Origin of the sequence: Rothia sp. HMSC065C03 (assembly GCF_001837295.1) — a bacterium.
Classification (GTDB): Bacteria; Actinomycetota; Actinomycetes; order Actinomycetales; family Micrococcaceae; genus Rothia.
Map to the genome: position 1 here is coordinate 14299 of NZ_KV831988.1, position 20616 is coordinate 34914.

The 20616-nt window shown below is 61.1% G+C and carries 12 protein-coding genes and 1 tRNA gene; 8 read left to right on the forward strand and 5 right to left on the reverse strand.

Annotation, left to right across the window (positions count from 1 at the left end; genetic code table 11):
* Window positions 1-30 precede the first annotated feature (30 nt).
* The gene (locus HMPREF2605_RS03520) at window positions 31-1437 is read left to right on the forward strand and encodes a phosphomannomutase/phosphoglucomutase (RefSeq protein WP_070677881.1); all 1407 of its coding nucleotides are present in this window, start codon (window positions 31-33) and stop codon (window positions 1435-1437) included.
* Between the two features lie 155 nt (window positions 1438-1592).
* Here HMPREF2605_RS03520 and HMPREF2605_RS03525 read toward each other — a convergent pair whose 3' ends face one another.
* The 3 genes from HMPREF2605_RS03525 to HMPREF2605_RS03535 form a co-directional block, all read right to left on the reverse strand.
* Window positions 1593-2774, reverse strand: coding sequence for an FAD-binding oxidoreductase (locus HMPREF2605_RS03525; RefSeq protein WP_070677880.1), 1182 nt, complete (start codon window positions 2772-2774; stop codon window positions 1593-1595).
* A 646-nt stretch (window positions 2775-3420) separates the two neighbouring features.
* Window positions 3421-3891, reverse strand: a complete 471-nt coding sequence (locus HMPREF2605_RS03530) for an RrF2 family transcriptional regulator (RefSeq protein WP_049354493.1) — start codon at window positions 3889-3891, stop codon at window positions 3421-3423.
* 384 nt (window positions 3892-4275) lie between these two features.
* Window positions 4276-6126, reverse strand: a complete 1851-nt coding sequence (locus HMPREF2605_RS03535; protein ID WP_070677878.1) for a phosphoenolpyruvate carboxykinase (GTP) — start codon at window positions 6124-6126, stop codon at window positions 4276-4278.
* A gap of 500 nt (window positions 6127-6626) precedes the next feature.
* On the opposite strand from HMPREF2605_RS03535, the gene HMPREF2605_RS03540 reads away from it, so the two are divergent.
* The 5 genes from HMPREF2605_RS03540 to HMPREF2605_RS03560 all read left to right on the forward strand — a co-directional run bounded on the left by HMPREF2605_RS03540 (window position 6627) and on the right by HMPREF2605_RS03560 (window position 11504).
* Window positions 6627-6702 (forward strand) — tRNA-Arg (locus HMPREF2605_RS03540).
* A gap of 367 nt (window positions 6703-7069) precedes the next feature.
* Complete coding sequence (locus tag HMPREF2605_RS03545) at window positions 7070-8689, forward strand: DNA repair protein (protein WP_070846942.1); 1620 nt, start codon at window positions 7070-7072, stop codon at window positions 8687-8689.
* Window positions 8689-9954, forward strand: coding sequence for a cell wall biosynthesis glycosyltransferase (locus HMPREF2605_RS03550; RefSeq protein WP_070846944.1), 1266 nt, complete (start codon window positions 8689-8691; stop codon window positions 9952-9954). The genes HMPREF2605_RS03545 and HMPREF2605_RS03550 overlap by 1 nt, the downstream gene beginning before the upstream one ends.
* Before the next feature lie 279 nt (window positions 9955-10233).
* Window positions 10234-10554 (forward strand): 2Fe-2S iron-sulfur cluster-binding protein, encoded by a 321-nt coding sequence (locus HMPREF2605_RS03555; protein WP_005509285.1) that lies wholly within the window; start codon window positions 10234-10236, stop codon window positions 10552-10554.
* Between the two features lie 2 nt (window positions 10555-10556).
* On the forward strand, window positions 10557-11504 hold the full coding sequence (locus tag HMPREF2605_RS03560; RefSeq protein WP_070846946.1) for a DUF4232 domain-containing protein: 948 nt from the start codon (window positions 10557-10559) through the stop codon (window positions 11502-11504).
* A gap of 162 nt (window positions 11505-11666) precedes the next feature.
* Here HMPREF2605_RS03560 and HMPREF2605_RS03565 read toward each other — a convergent pair whose 3' ends face one another.
* Window positions 11667-12254, reverse strand: a complete 588-nt coding sequence (locus HMPREF2605_RS03565; protein WP_070846948.1) for a malonic semialdehyde reductase — start codon at window positions 12252-12254, stop codon at window positions 11667-11669.
* A 147-nt stretch (window positions 12255-12401) separates the two neighbouring features.
* On the opposite strand from HMPREF2605_RS03565, the gene HMPREF2605_RS03570 reads away from it, so the two are divergent.
* Complete coding sequence (locus tag HMPREF2605_RS03570) at window positions 12402-17996, forward strand: DEAD/DEAH box helicase (RefSeq protein WP_070846951.1); 5595 nt, start codon at window positions 12402-12404, stop codon at window positions 17994-17996.
* Window positions 17997-18262: 266 nt separating this feature from the next.
* Here HMPREF2605_RS03570 and HMPREF2605_RS03575 read toward each other — a convergent pair whose 3' ends face one another.
* The gene (locus tag HMPREF2605_RS03575) at window positions 18263-18847 is read right to left on the reverse strand and encodes a TetR/AcrR family transcriptional regulator (RefSeq protein ID WP_044150799.1); all 585 of its coding nucleotides are present in this window, start codon (window positions 18845-18847) and stop codon (window positions 18263-18265) included.
* A gap of 608 nt (window positions 18848-19455) precedes the next feature.
* On the opposite strand from HMPREF2605_RS03575, the gene HMPREF2605_RS03580 reads away from it, so the two are divergent.
* On the forward strand, window positions 19456-20589 hold the full coding sequence (locus HMPREF2605_RS03580) for a pseudouridine synthase (protein ID WP_070846953.1): 1134 nt from the start codon (window positions 19456-19458) through the stop codon (window positions 20587-20589).
* Window positions 20590-20616 lie beyond the last annotated feature (27 nt).

The following is a 20616-nucleotide window of genomic DNA, read 5'->3' on the forward strand; positions in this document are numbered from 1 at the left end:
TTGCACTTCTTTACCGCTAAAATAAAAGGCGTGACTACTATTAATCTACATGACTCATTCAAAGCGTACGACGTGCGTGGCATCGTCGGCGAGACCATTACCGCAGAGACTGTTCGCGCTACTGGTGCGGCTTTCGTAGACGTTCTGGGCCTGGAGGGCCAGACCATTCTGGTCGGTGGCGACATGCGCCCCTCCTCCCCCGAATTCATGGATGCATTCGCCCAGGGTGCAACCGCTCGCGGTGCAAATGTTGAGAAGATCGGCCTGATCTCCACTGACGTTCTGTACTTCGCATGTGGCGTTGAGAACGCTGCCGGTGTTACCTTCACCGCTAGCCACAACCCCGCAGAGTACAACGGCATGAAGATGGCTAAGGCAGGCGCTGTTCCTCTGTCTTCCGAGTCCGGCCTGTTCGATATTCGCGACCTGGCTCAGAAGTACCTGGATGCGGGCGAGATTCCTTCTGTGGAGAAGGTCGGCACCGTTTCTGAGAAGGACATCCTCAAGCCTTACGCAGAGTACCTGCGCAAGCTGGTTGACCTGTCTTCCATCCGCCCCCTGAAGGTTGTTGTTGACGCTGGTAACGGCATGGGTGGTATGACCACTCCCGCTGTTCTGGGCGACACCATCCTGCCGGGACTGCCCCTGGAAATCGTTCCCCTGTACTTCGAGCTGGACGGTACCTTCCCGAACCACCCGGCTAACCCGCTGGAGCCGGCTAACCTGGTTGACCTGCAGAAGGCTGTTGTTGAGCACGGTGCTGACATTGGTCTGGCATTCGACGGCGACGCTGACCGCTGCTTCGTCATCGATGAGAAGGGTGAGCCCGTCACTCCTTCGGCTGTGACCGCTCTGGTTGCTGAGCGCGAGATTGCTCGTGCAAAGGCTGAGGGTAACGAAGAGCCCGTCATCATCTACAACCTGATTACCTCGAAGGCTGTTCCTGAGCTGGTTGAGAAGCTGGGCGGCCGCGCAGTGAAGACCCGCGTGGGCCACTCCTTCATCAAGGCTGTTATGGCTGAGGAGAATGGCGTTTTCGGTGGCGAGCACTCCGCTCACTACTACTTCAAGGACTTCTTCAACGCAGACACCGGCATGCTCGCTGCAATGCACGTGCTGGCTGCTCTGGGTGGCGGCGAGGAGCCCCTCTCCGAGATCAGCGCGAAGTACTCCCCGTACGTTGCTTCCGGCGAGATCAACTCCGAGATCGAAGACAAGGCTGCCGCTGTGGACCGCGTGCGTGCACACTACGCTGACGCTCCCGTGGTTGTTGAGGACTCCGACGGCACCACCTTCACCAACACTGAAGAGGGCTGGTGGGTTAACCTGCGTCCTTCGAACACCGAGCCTTTCCTGCGCCTGAACCTTGAGGCACCGGATGTTGCGACTATGGAGCGCGTCCGCGACGAGGTTCTGGCTCTGGTTCGCCAGGGCTAAGCACTAGCTAGCTACTAAAAATCCCGCCTCGCAGATTCGTCTGCGGGGCGGGATTTTTATTTTGAGTTCTAAAAACCCGGCTAGGTTCTTCTGCCTAAGAGGAAGAACCTAGCCGGGTTTAAGAAACCTAGCGGACGAACCGGTTTACGGGGTTTTTACGCCTCGCGTGCCTGGTCGTGGAGCATCCACTGGTCGGGGCCGAAGATCTCGTAGTTGATGTTCTTGCCGGGAACGCCTGCCTCCACCAGTGCGGAGCGTACGCCCTGCATGAAGGGCAGCGGGCCACAGAGGTAAACGTTAGCGTTGGAGGGAACGTCCAGCTTGGAGACATCGACGCGGCCGGTGTAGTCGCCGCCCTCACCTTCGATGAAGGAGACGAGGCGTGCGTTGGGCAGCTTGCCGACGAGCTCGGTGAGCTCTTCGCGCAGGGGCCAGGTGTCCAGGCGGCGATCTGCGTGGACCACGGTCACGGGGCGGGTCGAGCCCTTCTCAACCAGCTCGGAGAGGAAGCTGAGCATGGGGGTGGTGCCGATACCTGCGGAGAAGAGGTACAGGGGTGCCTCGGGGTCGCCGAAGCCTTCCAGGGTCAGGTCACCGTAGGGGTTGGAGATCTCGACGACTGCGCCGACTTCCAGCTCGTGCAGGATGGAGGTCATCTCGCCGTTGGGGTCGAGCTTCACACCGATGCGGCGCTGGTTCTTTTCGCTGGGCAGCAGGGTGTACTGGCGTGCCTGGCGCAGACCGTCGCGTGCGGGAACGATGATGGAGATGTACTGGCCGCCCTTGGACTCGGTCATGGGGGTCTCGTCGGCGGGCTCGAAGGTCAGCACGACGACGTTTTCGCCGGTCTCCTTGCGCTCAACGAGCTTGAAGGGTGCGAACATGACGTCGTTTGCCTGGGAAGCGTACAGGCCCTTCTCCAGCTTGATGAGGGCGTTGCCCATGAGCCAGTAGACCTCGGTCCATGCCTCAACGATTTCGGGGGTAGCCAGGTCGCCCAGGTTAGCGGCGATTGCCTCGAAGAGGTACTTGTAGACGGTGGGGTACTCTTCTTCCTTCAGGCCCAGGGATGCGTGCTTGTGTGCAACGCGGGAGAGGACCTCGTCGGGGTAGGAGTTCGGGTTCTGAACGATGTAGGAGGCGAACACGGCGATGGAGCCTGCCAGCGCCTTGGGCTGGGTACCTTCGAGCTGGGAGGAGCGGGAGAACATGCCGTCCATCAGGTCGGGGCGAGCGGCGAACATTCGACGGTAGAAGTCGGGGGTGATGTCGTTGATGCGCTCGGCAATGATGGGCAGCGTTGCCTCAATAATGGGGCGGGACTTCTCAGAGAGCATGTCATGCCTTCTTCCTGTGCGGTCACCTCGGTCGTTGTGGTGACGCCCTTAATGTGGGTGATGCGGGGGCGTTCACTCGGACAGCTCAGTTGGTGACAGAGTGTTTACAAAGCACCCTTACCGTAGCATTTTGCGGGGTGTTTGCGCTGAGTGCAGGTCATGCCCCGGGGGTTATTTGGTGCTGCAGATGCTACTTATGGTTCACCCTGACTCAAAGAGAGAGCCGAGCGTCACACTATATATTTTCAGCACTGCTTTTGAGTTCGCCGGGTGACTAGCCCCGAAGTATGCATAAAAATTCTGGACCGAAAATATATTTACTAGGGAAAGTATGCAGTGTAGTGCAAAAATGAATATGGTCACATTTTCTGCATTTGAAAAGCAAGTTTGCAATTTTCTGCATTTCCTGCACAAATTCAGGAATCACACAGGTTCCAGCAGTCACGCAGGCAGCGGCAAAATACTCCCCACTCCCCTCGAAAACCCTGCAAGAAACCCCTACAAGAAAGCCGAGAGACCCCCGCGTGAACCGCCCAGCAGCCCCCGCATCAACCGCAGAAACGCCCTAAACTTCGTCTTAAAAACTCTATGGAGCCTCCCATCGGAAAGCTCCACAGGTATCACATATTTCTTGCAGCGTGCCAGCCTAGAGCGCAGGCAACGCATTCTCCGGAGGCGCAAAGCCCAGCTCAACAAACACCGGACCAACGGGGCGCGCACCGGCAGTCAGCTCGCTAATGACCACCGAATCAACCGAAGCATAGAACGCCTCGCGAGCCCTCGCCAGCACATTGCGCAGGCGGCAGAACTTATCCAGCGGGCAGTGGCCGTTCTCATCCTCGCACTCAATCATGGGAATATCACCCTCAGTAGCGCGAAGAATAGTGCCGACGGTCGCAGAACGACCCGCATCCGAAAGCATAACGCCACCGGAACGACCGCGAGTCGAGTCCAGGTAACCCATGTTCACGAGGAAAGCCACAGCCTTCGCCACGTGGTTGTAGGGGGTGTCCACTCCCTCAGCAATCTTCTGAGTGGAAAGCTTCTGACCGGGCTCCAGAGCAGACAGGAGCATCAGAACGCGGAGCGAGACATCCGAAAATGCTGTCAAACGCATGGATACTCCTTCTATCCTTCTCGTGCTGCCGCACCTTCACGGAGGCGGCAACTATTGCTCTAAACCTGCCTAGTCTCAGACATAGGCCCAAGACATAGGCTCAGAGCGCTCAAAATCTTACATTGGCATTGTATAGGGGTAGCAAGAGGGCAAGAAATCAGGACCAGCCATAATCATGCTCTCGTAGCCCTCCCAATGTCTTTAGAGTATTTCTCAAGAGCAGGTGGATTGCATAGCCTTACACTCGCACCTTTGCGCGAAAACCCATTATTCCCCATCTGATAGGGGTTTAAATTTTCCCCACAGACAGAAGGAAGGAGCGGAATCTCACCGGGAGATTCCGCCCCTTCAAGGCGCTAAACCTTTGGTATTAGCCGGAGTGTCTTAGTCCTCCAGAGCCTTTGCCAGAGCGTCGCGCTGCTCGCGAACCTCGGCGGGCAGCTTGTCGCCAAACTTAGCCAGCCACTCGTCGATGCCGGGCAGCTCAGCAGCCCACTCATCCTTCGAGACAGCCAGAGCAGCCTTCAGCTCGTCCTCGGAGATTTCCAGACCGGTCAGGTCCAGGTCTTCCTTGGTGGGAACGGTGCCCAGGAAGGTCTCCTGGCCGCCTGCCTTGCCGTCCAGGCGGTCGAAGATCCACTTCACAACGCGAGAGTTCTCGCCGAAGCCGGGCCATGCGAAGCCGCCATCGGGGGTGCGGCGGAACCAGTTGACGTAGTAGACCTTCGGCATGTTCTCAGCGCCGTGCTTCTTGCCCAGGTCAATCCAGTGCTTGAAGTAGTCACCAGCGTTGTAACCGATGAAGGGCAGCATAGCCATCGGGTCGCGGCGAATCACGCCGACAGCGCCCTTAGCAGCCGCGGTGGTCTCGGAGGACAGGGTGACAGCGCGGAACACGCCCTGCTCCCAGCTCTCAGACTCAGAAACCAGCGGAACGGTGGTCTTGCGGCGACCACCCAGAACGATAGCGCTCAGCGGCACACCCTCGGGGTCGTAGTACTCGGGAGCGAGCATGTCGACCTGGGATGCGGGGGTGCAGAAGCGGGAGTTCGGGTGAGCTGCCGGGCGGCCGGACTCGGGGGTCCAGTCCTTGCCGGTCCAGTCAATCAGGTGAGCGGGAGCCTCGTCGGTCTTGCCCTCCCACCAGACGGAGCCGTCGTCGGTCAGTGCAACGTTGGTGAAGATGGTGTTGCCCTTGGCGATAGCCTTCATAGCGTTCGGGTTGGTGGAGTAACCGGTACCCGGTGCCACGCCGAACAGGCCAGCCTCGGGGTTGACCACGCGTGCCTGGTGGTTCTCGTCGAACTCAATCCATGCGATGTCGTCGCCGACCATCTCAGCCTTCCAGCCGTCAATGGTGGGCTCCATCATTGCGAAGTTGGTCTTACCGCAAGCCGAGGGGAACGCTGCGGAGATGTAGCGAACCTTGCCCTCGGGGTTGGTCATCTTCAGGATGAGCATGTGCTCTGCCATCCAGCCCTCGTCGCGACCGATAACGGATGCGATACGCAGTGCGTAGCACTTCTTGCCGAGCAGTGCGTTACCGCCGTAGCCGGAACCGAAGGACCAAATCTCGCGGGTCTCGGGGAACTGGACGATGTACTTCTCGGGGTTGCAGGGCCAGGGAACGTCTTCCTGACCGGGCTCCAGGGGTGCACCGACAGAGTGCAGAGCCTTGACGAAGAAGCCGTTGGTCTCGTTCAGCTTGGCAAGAACGTCCTTACCAATGGTTGCCATGATACGCATGGAGCAGACAACGTATGCGGAGTCGCTCAGCTCAACAGCGATCTTGGGGTTCTTAGCCTTCAGGGAGCCCATGACGAAGGGAATGACGTACATGGTGCGGCCGCGCATGGAGCCCTCGAACAGACCGGAGAGGGTCTGCTTCATTTCGACGGGGTCGCGCCAGTTGTTGGTCGGGCCTGCACCTTCTTCGGTCTCGGAGCAGATGAAGGTGCGCTCCTCGACACGTGCCACGTCATCGGGATCGGAGAAAGCTGCGTAAGAGTTCGGGAATTCGTGATCGCTGAGGCGAACAAAGGTGCCAGCGTCGACCAGTTCCTGTGCCAGGCGGTCGTATTCTTCCTGGGTACCGTCGACCCAGTAGATGTGTGCGGGCTGGGTCAGGGCCGCAACTTCGCGAACCCAATCCAGAAGGCCCTGGTGGGTAGTGGGTGCGCTCTGCAGCTCCTTTTCGAGCTCAGCAGAGAGAGTACGAGTTGAGGTGTCAGCCATTGACGTTTTCCCCTTCATTCGGTGGCCCGGATACTACGTTGATCCGGTTAGGTCTGCAGTAACAAAGAAGCAGTTAAACACTACAAGCGTGCAAACAATGGTGAATATGCACGCTTGGACAGTCTCCACTTCCTCGTGATGCTTACAGAATAACGCATTAATGACCCGAACACCCCTCTATGACGCTATTTCTTACGTTCTGCGCATCACATTCTTTTGGGGCGAAAAGATTTTTTGAGGGACTTCTGGATGTTTCTGAAGGGTGCAGAGGGGTATTTTTGGGTGCCTTCGGGGTAGGTTTTGGTGCGCAATAAAAATATTTTGAAAAAATTTTGTGACCACAAAAACCCCGGAATTCCGCGGTAAAACGGGGTATTTCCGGCTTCTTCGGAGGGAATTTTGGGCAGATTTCGAGTTTTTCGGCTTGCACACCCTCGAGGACATCCGTATAGTAGTACCTGTTGCCGCGACGGGTTGAAGAAATCCGAAGCGAGGAACATGCGCCTGTAGCTCAACGGATAGAGCATCTGACTACGGATCAGAAGGTTGGGGGTTCGAATCCCTTCGGGCGCACCAACGATCCCCGGTTCTTCGGAACCGGGGATTTTTTGTGTACCCAGAAGTTGTGTGCAGAAGGCGCCACTCACTCGGCAGACGGCGCGGTATGCAGAAACGCCGCATGCAGAAACACAGCATACAGAAACTACAGACGTGTAGAAGCTGCGCGGCATGCAGAGATACCTATATAGAGGTGTAGCGCAGACGCTCCGCCGACCGCCGCATCCGCGCCCAAAAACTGCACCAAAAGTGCGCCTCAACCTGTGAATCCACAGATTTATGCTCCCAGATGACGTGCTCCGGGGCACACCCGCCAAAAAACGCCTACGATGGAAAGAGGACCCTCCACACATAGGCTGGAGAGCAGACAACGCGAAGGAGCACTATGGCACAGCTATCCGTTCCGCAGTCCCTGATAGGTGCGCTCATCGACATAGCCGATCTGGGAACACTCGACTACTTCCCGCCCACCGAACGATGCGCCCACTGGTCCCTCTATGACGCGCAGCGTCGGGAACTTCTCTGCCCCTGCGCACCCGCCGCCAACACCACCACGGAGAAGCTCTTTGAGGCCGCGGCAAAGATTCTCTACGAGAACTTCCCCCGATATATCGACTCGCCCAACGAGATTATTCCTTATACCTCCCGTCAGGAACTTGTCGCCGCCCTGCGTCGCGGCGAGGAAGAGCCTGCAGAAGAGGAGCAGGACGAGCTGCAGGTAGCCGCAACTGCCGCAGACCCTGTTACTGAGGTTGAGGCTGAGGTTGAAACTAGCCTCACTGAACCTGCAGTAGCTAAGAACGCTGAGGTTAGCGCAGATGATACCCCGAAGCCTGCAGCGCCCAAGCCTGCACCTTCCCCCGCACTCTTTGCGGCCCGCGCAGCGCAAGCCCCCAGCCCGGCTCTCGGAGTGCCGGAAGAAGCACCCGCAGAAAAGACCGCACCGGTGCCGAGCCCTGCAACGATTGCCGCCGCAACGTCTGCGGCGCCCAAGCCCGCTGTTCCCATGCCTGCGGCGCCCAAACCCGCAACGCCTACGTCTGCAGTGCCGAAGCCTGCCGCGCCGACTCCCGGCGCCCCCTCCCCCGGCATGTTCCGCAAGTCCACGCTGACCTACCGACCGCCGCGCATCGAAGAGTACCTGGAGGGTCTGCGCGCCCGTCAGCAGGCAGCAGAAGCTGCCGAAGCCGCCCAGTCGGCAGCGGCAACCGAGCAAGCAGCCGTTGAAGATCAGCCGGTGCTCGCCCAGTCCTTGCCGAGTGCACCCGCAGCCCCGAAGCCGACCGCGCCGAAGCCGATCGCGCCGAAACCGGGTGCGCCGAAGCTTGCCGTGCCCACCCCGAGTGCACCCGCCGCTCAGCCAGCGGCAGAGCCTGCACCCGCGGCACCTCGCGGCGTTACCGCCGAGGATCGCGGACGCAGCTACCGCCTGCGCCCGAGCTTGCGTGAGCGCCTCGAACGCGAAAACATCAGCGAAGAGCTCGTGCGCACCATCCTGCGCGAAGGCGAAGCGGAACGCATCAACGACTGGACCATCCGCTTCACGCACGACGACTACCGCGTTGACGTGAACACCGCCTCCGCCGAAGTCATTACCGTGATCGACGAATACGACGCCGACTACAACGAGGCGGCGCAGGCATCCCTGGCGCAGGGCGAATACACTTCGCTCAACGCCCTGGAGCTTGAGTTCAGCGAGCGCGCCCGCACCTTCCTGAAGAAGAACCCGCCGTTCGTTTTCGATCTGATGCTTCAGACGCTGAACAGCCCCGAGAGCGTGCGCATGGCTGACGGCTGGACCCGCATCTACGCGGCGCAGGGTCTGGAAATTGCAATCTCGCCGGATGAGCGGACCGTTCTGGCTCTGGCGAAGACCCCGGATTTCCATCACCTGCACGCGGAAGCCCTGCGTAAGGTGCAGCTGGAAGAGCTCAGCAACACCTTGGCGAAGCAGGCAGAAGATAAGGCAACCCAGGCAGAAAACACCGTTGAGGAGGAGAAATAATGTCCGCTAAGCAGATTACCGTTCCTCTTGAGGTGTACGTTCGCCTGCAGGAGCTTGCCTCCCTCGCGGCCTATAGCTACCGGGAGAACCAGGGTTCCGAAGAGAGCGCGGCAAACGATAAGCCGTGGGATTTGCTCTCTAAGGATGGCGCCTCTCTGCTCGATGAGAACGGCGCGCTCAAGCCCGAAGCGGCAGAGCTCTACTTCACCCTGTTGCCGCTCATCGCCCAGGAATTTGTGGAGCAGCAGCAGGCGCTGGTGGATGCCTACCGTCAGGCGCCCAAGCCTGCCGCCGCACGCGCCAAGATTCGCCCCTCCAACCAGCGCCTTATCCCGCTGACCGAGGTGCCGCTGGAGAACCAGCGTATTGCCGCGCGCATCGAGAAGGAATTCTACGGCGATGTGCCGCCGCGCCGCCGCATCTACGGTGTGCTCCCCGGCGTGATGGACTATATGATGCGCCACGGGCTCACCTACGAGCTGCTGCTGGACATCATCGAATCGCCCGCAAGCACTGTGGTTCAGGAGAGCGCGCAGGAGAACCGCTACGGTCGCGAAGTTACCCTCTATACGCACGAGGAGGAAGGCTACCAGGTGGTGCTCAACCCCCTGACCGCCGAGGTGCTCGCGCTACGCCCGCTGCAGGCTCTCGCGGGAGGCTATCAGCTCTCCCCCGATGCTCAAGCTCAGCTCAAGTCGTTTGGCCTGACCGGCGAGTATATTGCCCGCATCCTGGATGAGGCTGAGGACCGCCGCCCGATTCCCGGCAGTAGCCGCACCGTGTACTCACTCAACGGCTACCAGGTGGAGTTCTCGCACTCCGACCAGCAGGTGATTCGTATTAGCCGCGGCACCGCGCCCAGCCGTAACCCCTTCGAATCACAGCCGAGAATGAGCGGCACGAAGAGGCAGCGCGGCCGCAAGATCCCGCACGATGTGGATGCGTTCGTTCAGCTGCTGCAGGAGCACGGCTTCACCATCACCATGGGCGGTAAGCACTACGATATTCGCCACGAGAAGCTGGCTCCGGGTCAGAAGGCGGTCACCTCGGTGACTCCCTCGGATTCGCAGCGTTGGCACCTGAACTCGGCACGTCAGATCCGCAATACCTTCGGTATTGACCTGCGCTACGCCGACCCCCGCGATAGCGTGCGCGGTATTGTGCGCGGTCCGGGACGAAGCGTCCAGAATACTGATGACCACAGCGCAGAAAAGCAGGACGCCGAGAAGAGCGCGGAGAAGACAGCGGAGAAGGAATCTGAGTAGCTCTTCGTCACCGTTGAAGCGCGCCCGCGTGCCGGTTCTTTATACTGCCCCCAGCATGTCTTTGCATCTGGGGGCAGTATTCATTGGCGCCAATATCCCGCGTTGTCAGGGCAATACGGGGTAGACTGGGGGCAATACAGACATGCTACTCAGCATAAAAATTAATATGCGTTCCCGTGATATGCGTGACGGTAGGGTTGGGGATGCGCCACAAAGTACGGTGAATAACAGCCCCTACCTCTACAATAGAAACGCATCACTACAGAAGAAGGAGAACGCATGGGCGTAACGATTAAGGTCACTGACGAAGCAGGCGTAAACTACGACATTCAGTGGGAAGACCACCACACCCTCCTGGAAACCCTCCAGGCTAACGGCGTGCCGGTCCTCGCAACCTGCGGTGGTAACGCATCCTGCGCTACCTGCCACGGCTTCATCGACCCCGAGCACTTCGAAGCTTCCGGTGAACGCACCGAAGCTGAGCAGGATCTGCTCGACATGGTCGATGATGTTGCAAACGAGTACTCTCGCCTGTGCTGCCAGGTCGAGTACGCCCCCGGTATGGACGGAGCAGAAATCCAAATGCAGGCGGCGATGTAATCATGTTTAAATCGGCTCAGGTACTCGCATCAACCACCCTCCTCTGTTGCGTGCTCGCGCTCAGTGGATGCGGCGCGTCCCAGGCCGGTCAGGAAGCTGAAGGCACCTCGGCGCAGCCGAGTGCTTCGGCTTCGGTCAAGCCCGGTACGATTCGAGTAGCCTCCGACGGGGCTACCCCTTCTGTGTCTCCGGGCTCCATTACCGTGGTGAACTCCCCCGATGCGGAGCACCGCGATTCTTCCTCTGAGCACTCCGAGTCTTCTTCCCACACCGAGACTCACGAGTCGAAGCAGAACTCTGACTCTCATTCTTCTGATTCCTCCCGCGAGGGTTCCGATCAGAACAAGTCAGAGGACTCTGCAGATTCTCAGCAGGATTCCCAGAAGAGCTCAAACTCGTCGTCACAGTCGGGTTCCAACTCTTCGGGTAGCTCCTCGAACTCCTCCGGTTCTTCGGGCTCGTCGAATTCTTCCAATTCCTCGAACTCTTCGGAGAAGTCCTCTAGCTCCTCCAGCAATACTGTTGCTGAGGGCCCGACCCAGTGCGATCTGGATGACCTGAACATTTCGGTTGCTGTGGGAGAAGGCTCCCCCGGCGCCCGAAACTACACCCTGTACTTCCAGAATTCCTCAAACTCCTCCTGTACCCTGCGCGGCTACCCGCGTGTGGTTCATGCGGGCTCTTCGGGAACCTGGGTTGGTCGTGAAGCTTCCACCTCCGATGAGTACATGAACTCTGCGGGCGTGACCCTTAACCCCGGCGATAGCACCACCGCGGTACTGCGTTCGGTGTATCCGGCACGCTTCGGTGATGATTGCGGTAGCCGACCGGTTCAGGGCTTCCTGGTGGGTCTACCCTCGGGTTCCGGCGGCGTAATTGTTCCGCTGGATACGACCGCTTGTTCCTCGTCTGTTCCGCAGCTGTCGGTGGGTCAGTTTGGTGCCCGCTAAAGTAGCGTTGCAGATGTGAATACTCTGGCGCCTCTGTGCACCTATAGTTCACGCTTATAGTTCACTTGTGCACCTATAGTTCAAGGGCGGTTCCCCGTGATGGGGAACCGCCCTTGAACTATTTTTAAGCCTAGTGTTTAGCGATGCCGTATCCGCTTGCTCTTAGAGGGAGCGGGTGACGTCCTCGTGGCTGAAGCGTGCACCGCGCGGGTATGCGGGAGCCTCGCCGTGGCCGAGGTTGACGATCAGGAACGGGATCTCTGCGTTGTCCGCGAAGAATTCCTTCTTGATGCCGTCGAAGTCTGCGCCGGTCATGGGGCCAGCGTCCAGGCCAAGGGCGCGGATTGCGGTGATGAAGTAGCCTGCCTGCAGGTGAGCGCTCAGCTCAGCGGCGGGGGTGGCAAGCTCCTCGGTGGTGTAGTAGCCCTTGATGAAGCCGGCAGCGTTGGGGTTGAAGGTGTCAGCGTGCTCTACCCAGTTTGCGTCTGCGGAGAGAATCGCGGTCACCGGTGCCGCCTGGGTCTTTGCCTTGTTGCCATCTGCCATGTGTGCGACGAGGCGCTCGCGTGCCTCGGGGCTCTTGACCCAGGTGATGCGCAGGGGCTGGCTGTTGAAGGCGGTGGGGCCGTAGAAGGTCAGTTCCTGGATGCGGCGCAGCTGCTCGTCGGTGACGGGTTCCTTGGTAAAGGAGGAGACGGTGCGCGGCTCGTGGAAGAGGTTGATGAGCTGTTCTTCGTTCAGGCGGGTCATGGTGAAGCTCCTTTGGGTGTTCTCCCAGTCGATTACTTTACAGGGAAAATATTACATGCTCTATAGAAACCCTGTCAAGCACATCTTCCTCCCCCAGCTCCCAACAATTCAAGAGGCGCACACCATAAACCCCGCCATAATAGATACATGACCGACGCACTCTCCCATTTCTCCACCCCCGTACGCGAGTGGTTCCGTGCCACCTTCAGCGCACCCACCGCCGCCCAAGAAGGCGCCTGGGAGAGCATCCGCAACGGCAACAACACCCTCATCATCGCCCCCACCGGCTCCGGCAAAACCCTCGCCGCCTTCCTCTGGGCACTCGACGCCCTGCACCGCGAACACGAAACCGGAACCGCAGGCGGCACGCGCATCCTCTACATCTCACCCCTCAAAGCACTCGGCGCCGACGTCGAACGCAACCTGCGCGCACCACTGACCGGAATCACCCGCCTAAGCGGAAACAACACGGGCGAACCGAACATCAGCGTGGGCGTGCGCAGCGGCGACACCCCCGCACGCGAACGCCGCCAACTCATCAGCAACCCGCCCGACATTCTTATCACCACCCCCGAATCCCTCTACCTCATGCTCACCAGCGCCGCCCGCAACACCCTTACGGGCGTGACCACCGTGATCGTGGACGAGATTCACAACCTCGCCGCCACCAAGCGCGGCGCGCACCTGACGGTCTCCCTCGAACGCCTCGACGCGCTCCTCGAAAAGCCCGCACAGCGTATTGGCCTCTCCGCAACCGTCGAAAACCCGGAGGCGGTCGCCCGGTTCCTCGGCGGCATTCAGCCGGTGACCATCATGAGCCGGCCGGTCGCCAAAGAATGGGACCTGCGCCTGAGCGTTCCCGTACCCGATATGGCGGCACTCGGAGGCGCCAACGACTACGGGCAGGGACTTTACGCGCCCTCGGAATATGCGCCTTCGGAGGTGCCGGGCGGCGGGGGCTCAACTTCTGCCGGCTCGGCGCAGGGCGCGGCACAGCCTGCCCCCAGCGCAGCGAATACCCCGGCAAGCGCGCCCTACACGCTGGAAGATGCCATTGGCGTATTCCCCGGACTAGAAAACCGACAGGAAACCGAGCAGGCAGACCCGGCGCAACAGGGCGATAACGCCGCGCCTAAAAATACGCTCACCATCCCGGAAGAGGTATTGCGAGAAGGGGCGCTGCAAGAAGGGGCACCGCGTGAAGGAGCACCGCGTGAAGGAGCACCGCAAGAAAAGGCGTTGCGAGAGACCGCCGATAGCGAGCGTCCCGAGACCTCCATCTGGCCGCGCGTGCAGGAGCGCATCGTCGATCATATTGAGAACAACCGTTCTACGATTGTTTTCGTTAACTCACGCGGACTAGCGGAAAAGCTCACCGCGGCGCTCAACGATATTCACCTGCGTCGCGTCCTCGCGAAGCAGGGAATCGATCCCGAAGACTACGCGGCAGGCATCTGCGACATCGCCGAGGTGCCGCCGCTCGCCCGCGCGCACCACGGCTCCGTGTCCAAGGAACAGCGCACCCTCATCGAGGAAGCGCTCAAGGGCGGAACCCTGCGCTGCGTGGTCGCCACCAGCTCCCTGGAGCTGGGCATCGACATGGGCCACGTAGACCTCGTAATTCAGGTGGCAGCCCCTCCCTCGGTCGCTTCCGCACTGCAGCGCGTGGGTCGAGCCGGACACCGCGTGGGCGAAATTTCGCGCGGATTCTTCTACCCCAAGCACCGCGGCGACCTGCTCGGTGCAACCGTCACACTCGCCGGAATGCGCAGCGGAACCCTCGAACCGCTCACTATCCCCACCAATCCCCTGGACGTACTCGCGCAGCAGACCGTCGCCGCCTGCGCGTTGGGCCCCATCAGCGTGGACTCCTGGTACGAGGCGCTACGCCGCAGCGCACCCTACGCCGAACTGCCGCGCGCCCTCTTCGACTCCGTGCTCGAAATGCTCGCCGGACGCTACCCCTCCGACGAGTTCGCCGAGCTGCGCCCGCGCATCATCTGGGACCGCACCCCCACCGAGGAGGCGCCCTCCGGAAGTATTGAGGGCCGCCCGGGTGCGCAGCGCCTCGCCGTCACCAGCGGCGGCACGATTCCCGACCGCGGACTCTTCCCCGTCTACCTGGTCAGCGGCGATGAGGAGCGCGGCCCCAAGCGTGTGGGTGAGCTCGACGAGGAGATGGTGTACGAATCCCGCGCCGGCGAGGTCATCATCCTCGGCGCGAGCAGTTGGCGTATTGAAGAAATTACGCACGACGCGGTGCGGGTCTCCCCCGCGCCCGGTCAACCCGCGCGCCTGCCCTTCTGGCACGGCGACCGCATGGGCCGCCCCTACGCCCTGGGTGTGCAGACGGGTGCGTTCACGCGCGCCCTCTCCAGCCTGGATGCCACCGATAGCGCCGCCGCCCGCCAGCAGCTCGAACAGCTCGGACTGGACACCTGGGCGGTCGATAACCTGCTCGCCTACCTACGTGAGCAGCGCGAATCCACCGGGGCGGTCCCCTCCGACACCCGCATGATTGTGGAGCGGCACCGCGACGAACTGGGCGATTGGCGAGTGGTCCTGCACTCGCCGCTCGGCTACGGAGTGCACGCACCCTGGGCGCTGGCGGTGCGCGCCCGCATCGAGGAGCGGTACGGGGTAGACGCCTCCGTCATGGCGAGCGATGACGGCCTAATTCTGCGCCTGCCCGCGATGGAGGATGTGCCGCCCGGCGCTGACCTGTTCCTTTTCGACCCGGACGAGCTGGAGGCGATTGTCACCGAACGCGTGGGCGATTCGGCGCTTTTTGCGTCTCGGTTCCGTGAGAATGCGGCGCGTGCCCTGCTGTTGCCGCGCCGTGATCCGGGTAAGCGCACCCCGCTGTGGCAGCAGCGTCAGCGTGCGGCGCAGTTGCTGGATGTGGCGCGTAAGTACCCTGATTTTCCGGTGCTTTTGGAGACGGCGCGCGAGTGCCTGCAGGACGTGTACGATGTTCCGGCGCTGGTTCAGGTGCACCGTTCGTTGCAGTCTCGGGCGGTGTCCATGCTGGAGGTTGAGACGAACGACCCTTCGCCTTTTGCGCGCACTCTGCTCTTTGAGTACGTTGCCGAGCACCTCTACGACGGCGATGCGCCCGCCGCCGAACGCCGCGCCGCCGCGCTGTCGCTGGACCCGGCACTGCTGGCTGAGCTTCTGGGTTCGAGCGGTCTGCGCGACCTGCTGGATCCGGCGGTGCTGGTGCAGACTCAGCAGCGTCTGCAGCGCACGGGTGAGCGTTACCGTGCCTGCGGTGTGGAGGGTGTGGCGGATCTTTTGCGTCAGCTGGGCCCGTTGAGCGCGCGGGAGTTGAGCCTGCGTTTACGGGCTGAATCTGCGGCACACGGTTCTCAAGATTTCGGCGAGTCCGAGGATTCTGAAAACTACGGCGAAGAGTCCGGCGAGGAGTACGGCGCGCACGCCAGCACGACTGAGGCGCGTGAGCTGGCGGAAGAGCTGGTGCGCTCGCGCCGTGCGTTCTCGTTCATGGGAGCTGCCGATGGTTCCACCGAGCCGCAACTGTACTATGCGGCGGTTGAGGATGCCGCGCGCCTGCGCGATGGACTGGGCATTATGCCCGCCGCGGCGCTTCCTGCTGCCCTTTTGGAGTCGGTCGCGGAGCCTTTAGAGGACCTGGTTTCTCGCTATGCGCGCACCCATATTCCCTTCACGGCGCAGCAGGCGGCGGAGCATTTTTCGCGCCTGACCCCGGTGGGTGTGGGCGTGCTGACTCCGGTGTTGCAGCGCCTTCATCAGCAACGCCGCCTGAGCTCCGGCGAGTTCCTGCCCGAGGTGCTGCGTGCTTTGGGGTCTGCCGGTGTTGAGTGGGTGGATGCGCAGGTTTTGCGCACGATTCGTGCCCGCTCTCTGGCGGCATTGCGTGAGGAAATTGAGCCGGTATCGGCGCAGGTCTATGGTGTATTCCTACCCTCGTGGCAGAACGTTCGTTCTTTATCTGTGCGGGTTGCACAGACCCTGCCGGAGGCGAGCGCCTACGGTGCGTTCATACCCTCCCGCCGCGCCGCCACAGTGGTGGGCGAGAGGGTGGCACCCCTCGGCTCGGCATCATTCAATCCGACGGCAGAAAACGGCACCACCCATGCGAGCCAGGACTCCACCTCCGCCACGGAGGATTTGCTCACCGCCATCGACCAGCTGGCGGGTGTGCGCGTACCGGCTTCCGCGCTGGAGACGCTGATTCTTCCGGCGCGCGTGCCCGGCTACCAGCCGCACATGCTGGACGAGCTCATGGCCAGCGGCAGGGTGTTCTTCACCGGCGCCGGTCAGCTCGGCGGCGGTAGCGCACAGAAGTCTGACGGCTGGATTCGCCTGCATTTGAGCGAGAGTTCTTCGCTGACCCTGGGCGAGGACTACCCGGAGCAGCTGGTGCGCGCGGAGAACCCCGAGCTTTGGGAGGCGCTACAGACTCCTGGCACGCTGGAGCACGCCATCTATGAGGCTCTGGCTCACGGCGGTCTGTTCGTGCCGGCGCTGCGTGAGCGGGTGACGCAGCTGATGAGTGCGGCTGCGCCCGCCGGTCAGGTGGTGACTTTCCCGGATGCGGCGGAGGTTTCGGCGGCGCTGTGGCGCCTGGTGTGGTCTGGCGCGGTGACGAACGATAGTTTCGCGCCGGTTCGGGCGATGCTTGCGGGCGTCCGCAGTGCGCATCCGACGCCGGCGGCTCCCGCGCGCCTGTCGCGGGTGGGTCGCCGCGGTGCGGGTCGTATTGCGGCGGCGCGCGCCTCCATGGGTAACGCCATGGCGGGCGGCTACGGCACTGACGGTTATAGTTCCGGCAGCTACTCTGCGCCTGCCGCCGGGCGCGGTCTGCGTTCCCTGCGCGGTCATTCCCTGCGCGGCGGGCTCCATGCCGCCGCTCCCGCCGTTGCCCCGCAGGATAGCGGCCGTTTCTCCCGCGTGGACACGCTCCTGCAGGAGCCGGTGGAGGCGACCGTTGCGGCGCTCGCACGCGCCGACCTGCTGCTGGACCGTTACGGTGTGCTGACTCGCGGGTGCCTGCAGGTGGAGGATTCTGCCGGCGGGTTCTCGCAGCTGTACCGGATTTATTCGGCGGCTGAGGATCGTGCGCTGGTGCGTCGCGGATACTTTATTGAGGGTTTGGGCGCGGCGCAATTTGCCGCCCCAGCGACGGTGGACCTGCTGCGTTCTACCGCCGATAACCTGAGCGTCCCCGCAAGTCCGCAGGGTTTTGGTGCGAGCGCCTACACCCCGCAGCGTACCGATACCGAGCAGGTGTACGGCACATTCACGGTGACCCTGCTGGCGGCGACGGATCCGGCGAACCCGTACGGTGCGGCGTTGAGCTGGCCCGCAATTCCCTCCTTTGCTCACGAGGGTGCGGGCACGGTGAAGCACCGCCCGGCGCGTAAGGCGGGCGCCTGCGTGGTGCTGGTGGACGGCGCCCCGGTGCTGTACGTGGAGCGCGGCGCGAAGACTCTGCTGGCGTTTACCACCGACCCGGTGCTTCTGGAGGCGGCTGCCCCCGCCCTGGCGCGCCTGGTGTCTGCCGGTGGTGCGGAGAAGATTTCGGTGGAGAAGGTCAACGATGTGGAGCTTTTGGGCACCCACACGCTGAACACATCCGCACAGGGCGCAGCCACTGGCGAAGTTACGGAGCACCCTGTGGAGGCACTGCGTGCGGCACTGCAGATGCAGGGTTTCTACGCGACGGTCCGGGGGTTGTCGCTGCGCCGTGCCATTTAGCCAAGCACAACCTAAAGCTCAACCTCAGATTAAATAATTCCTTTAACCTCAACCTGAGCAGCATAATGCCCCACACCCTCGTCAAGGGGGTGCGGGGCATTATGTTTCCCTACTCACGAACCGGGTGGTGTTCCCGGAGTCCACCACGTCGCAAGCGGCGTGGTGGAGGAATAACCGCCCGGATGTCCACGCCGCCTTTGCCGTGGAGCACATAACCAAACATCGGAGCGGGAAGTCCTACGTTGATCCGTCGCCTCTCGGGGTGACTAGTAGCCGCCGGTGAGGGTGTCCACAGCGCCCAGGCACAGGTCGATAGCTTCTTCGAGCCCGAGCCCGCGGGAGCGAACGGTGCGCTGATCGCGGGGGTTGAGCTGCACGACGTGCAGGGCGAAGTAGTCGACGAGCTGCAACCAACCACCGAGAATGACGCGGGTGCGGTCGTTAATCGGCATGCCGGTACGCTTGAGCATCCATTCGAGGTAGTCGGTGGGGTTGTTCGGGAAGTCCTCCCCACCGGGGGTGGGGACACCGGCTACGACGAGGAAGTACGTACGCAGTGCATTGCGCAGGGCCTCTTCGGGGTTTTCGTGATGCTCGCCCAGGGCTTCGAGGACCGCTTTGGCTTCGCGTCGAGTGACGGCGGCAGCCAGGGAGTCCTTGCCGGGGAAGTAGTGGTAAAGCAGGGCACGAGTGATGCCGGCATCGCGAGCGATAGCGCTCATGGAGGCACCCAGCACGCCGCGGCGAGTGAAATGTTCTGCAGCAATTTTCAGAATTTGCTCTTCGCGTTCGTGCGGTTCCATGCGCAGGGCACCGGTACGAGGCTCTGCATTCTTTTGTGAATGTTCCATAACCTCTCCTGCTTTATTTTCCGGTGTTTTAGAATTGTCCGATTGCATCGCTGTCATCGGGGCTGTTCCTTTAATCTCTGCATCCTTGCGCTGTTTCTGTCCCATTTCGACCCCTTCGTCCGACATTTCGAACTTCTGTGCCTTAATCGTACCGCTTTAAGGCTGTTTCCAGCCTTTATTAAGGCGTTTATGACGTAGGATGCCCAGGTTAGCAGGTCTTTACTTGCTTTACATCTTTTATAATTAGAAAAACCACAGGGTCTAAATTGAGGATTATTGATTCCTGATTTGACAGCATTTTCGAAAATATCGCACCTAAATGCTGTTTTTTGTAAAATTAATGCAGTTTTTTTAAATTAAATGTCCAATAATTTCAAAAATTTGTGAAGTTTTCGTTTTCTCACCCACACACTCACACAAGCATTCATGAGTGTCAGACAAATCAAAATTTCGCAACCCCACACCCAAACCCACGTTAATATTTCCCCCGCCCCCACCCGCACACAGCCCCACCCGTACACAGCTCAGTGCAGCCAGTTCGGCTCGCATATGTTCAGCCCCAATTCTGCCCTGCCCAGACACTAGAGCTCAGGCGGTAGAGTAGAGCCATGCCCGCACAGAACACCACCCGCACGCAGCCCAGTACGCAGCCCGGCGCAAACTACCAGGCGAAGCCTGCACGCCGCACACACCGCCGCCTCCTGACCCCTCCGCTGGCACAGAAGAACGGCATTGACCCGATTCAGCTGATTCTGCCGCATCTAGAGGAGCTCCCCGCCGAGCTTGCCCCAAACGGTAGCTCCGCGACCAGCACCACCCCGACGACCGTCGCGGATTATCTGATTGCGCGTTTCTACCCGAACGACCCGCAGATTATTCACGCCCGCTTTAATACCGGCGAGGTGCGCCTGGATGACGGCACGGTGCTGACCAGCGATAGCCCCTACATGCCGGGTGAGCGCATCTGGTATTTCCGCGAGCTTGCGGATGAGCCGCAGCTACCCTCCGACATGCCGGTGCTCTACGAGGATGAGCACGTGCTGGCGATTGATAAGCCGCATTTTCTGCCGACCACCCCGCGCGGTTCCTATATTGCGCAGACCGCGCTGACCAAGCTGCGGGTGCACGAGCAGAACCCGTTGCTGATTCCGATTCACCGCCTGGATCGCCCAACCGCGGGCGTGCTGCTTTTTGCCAAGACCGTGGAGGCGCGCCGCCCCTTCCAGATGATGTTTCAGCACCGTCAGGTGTCGAAGACTTACCGTGCCGTGGCGCCGGTTCCCGCCGATGCTGCCGCCGCCGAGCAGGCGTTGAGTGGGGAGGGACTGCAGGTGCGTTCGCATATTCAGAAGATTCGCGATCAGCTGCAGGTTCAGCAGCTTTCTGAGCAAGAGTGCGCGGCGCAGGGTGTGGAGCCGAATACGCTCACGACCGCGAAGATTCTGCGGACCTTCACCCCGAGCGCGCAGGCGGTTGCTGGTTGGCGCGCGGAACCGAATAGAGAATGGGCGCTCTATGATTTGGCGCCTCACACCGGCAAGACGCACCAGCTGCGGGCGCACCTGAATCTTTTGGGTTCCCCCATTCTGGGCGATGTGCTCTACCCGCAGGTGCTACCCGACGCGCCAGACCGCCCGGAGTACCCGCTGCAGTTGCTGGCGTACAGTCTGCATTTTGAGCATCCCATCACCGGCGAGCGAGTGGATTTGTACAGCGGGCGTTCGCTGGCTGCCGCCTCCTAACCGGTTTTTGAATGGTGTTCACCCCGT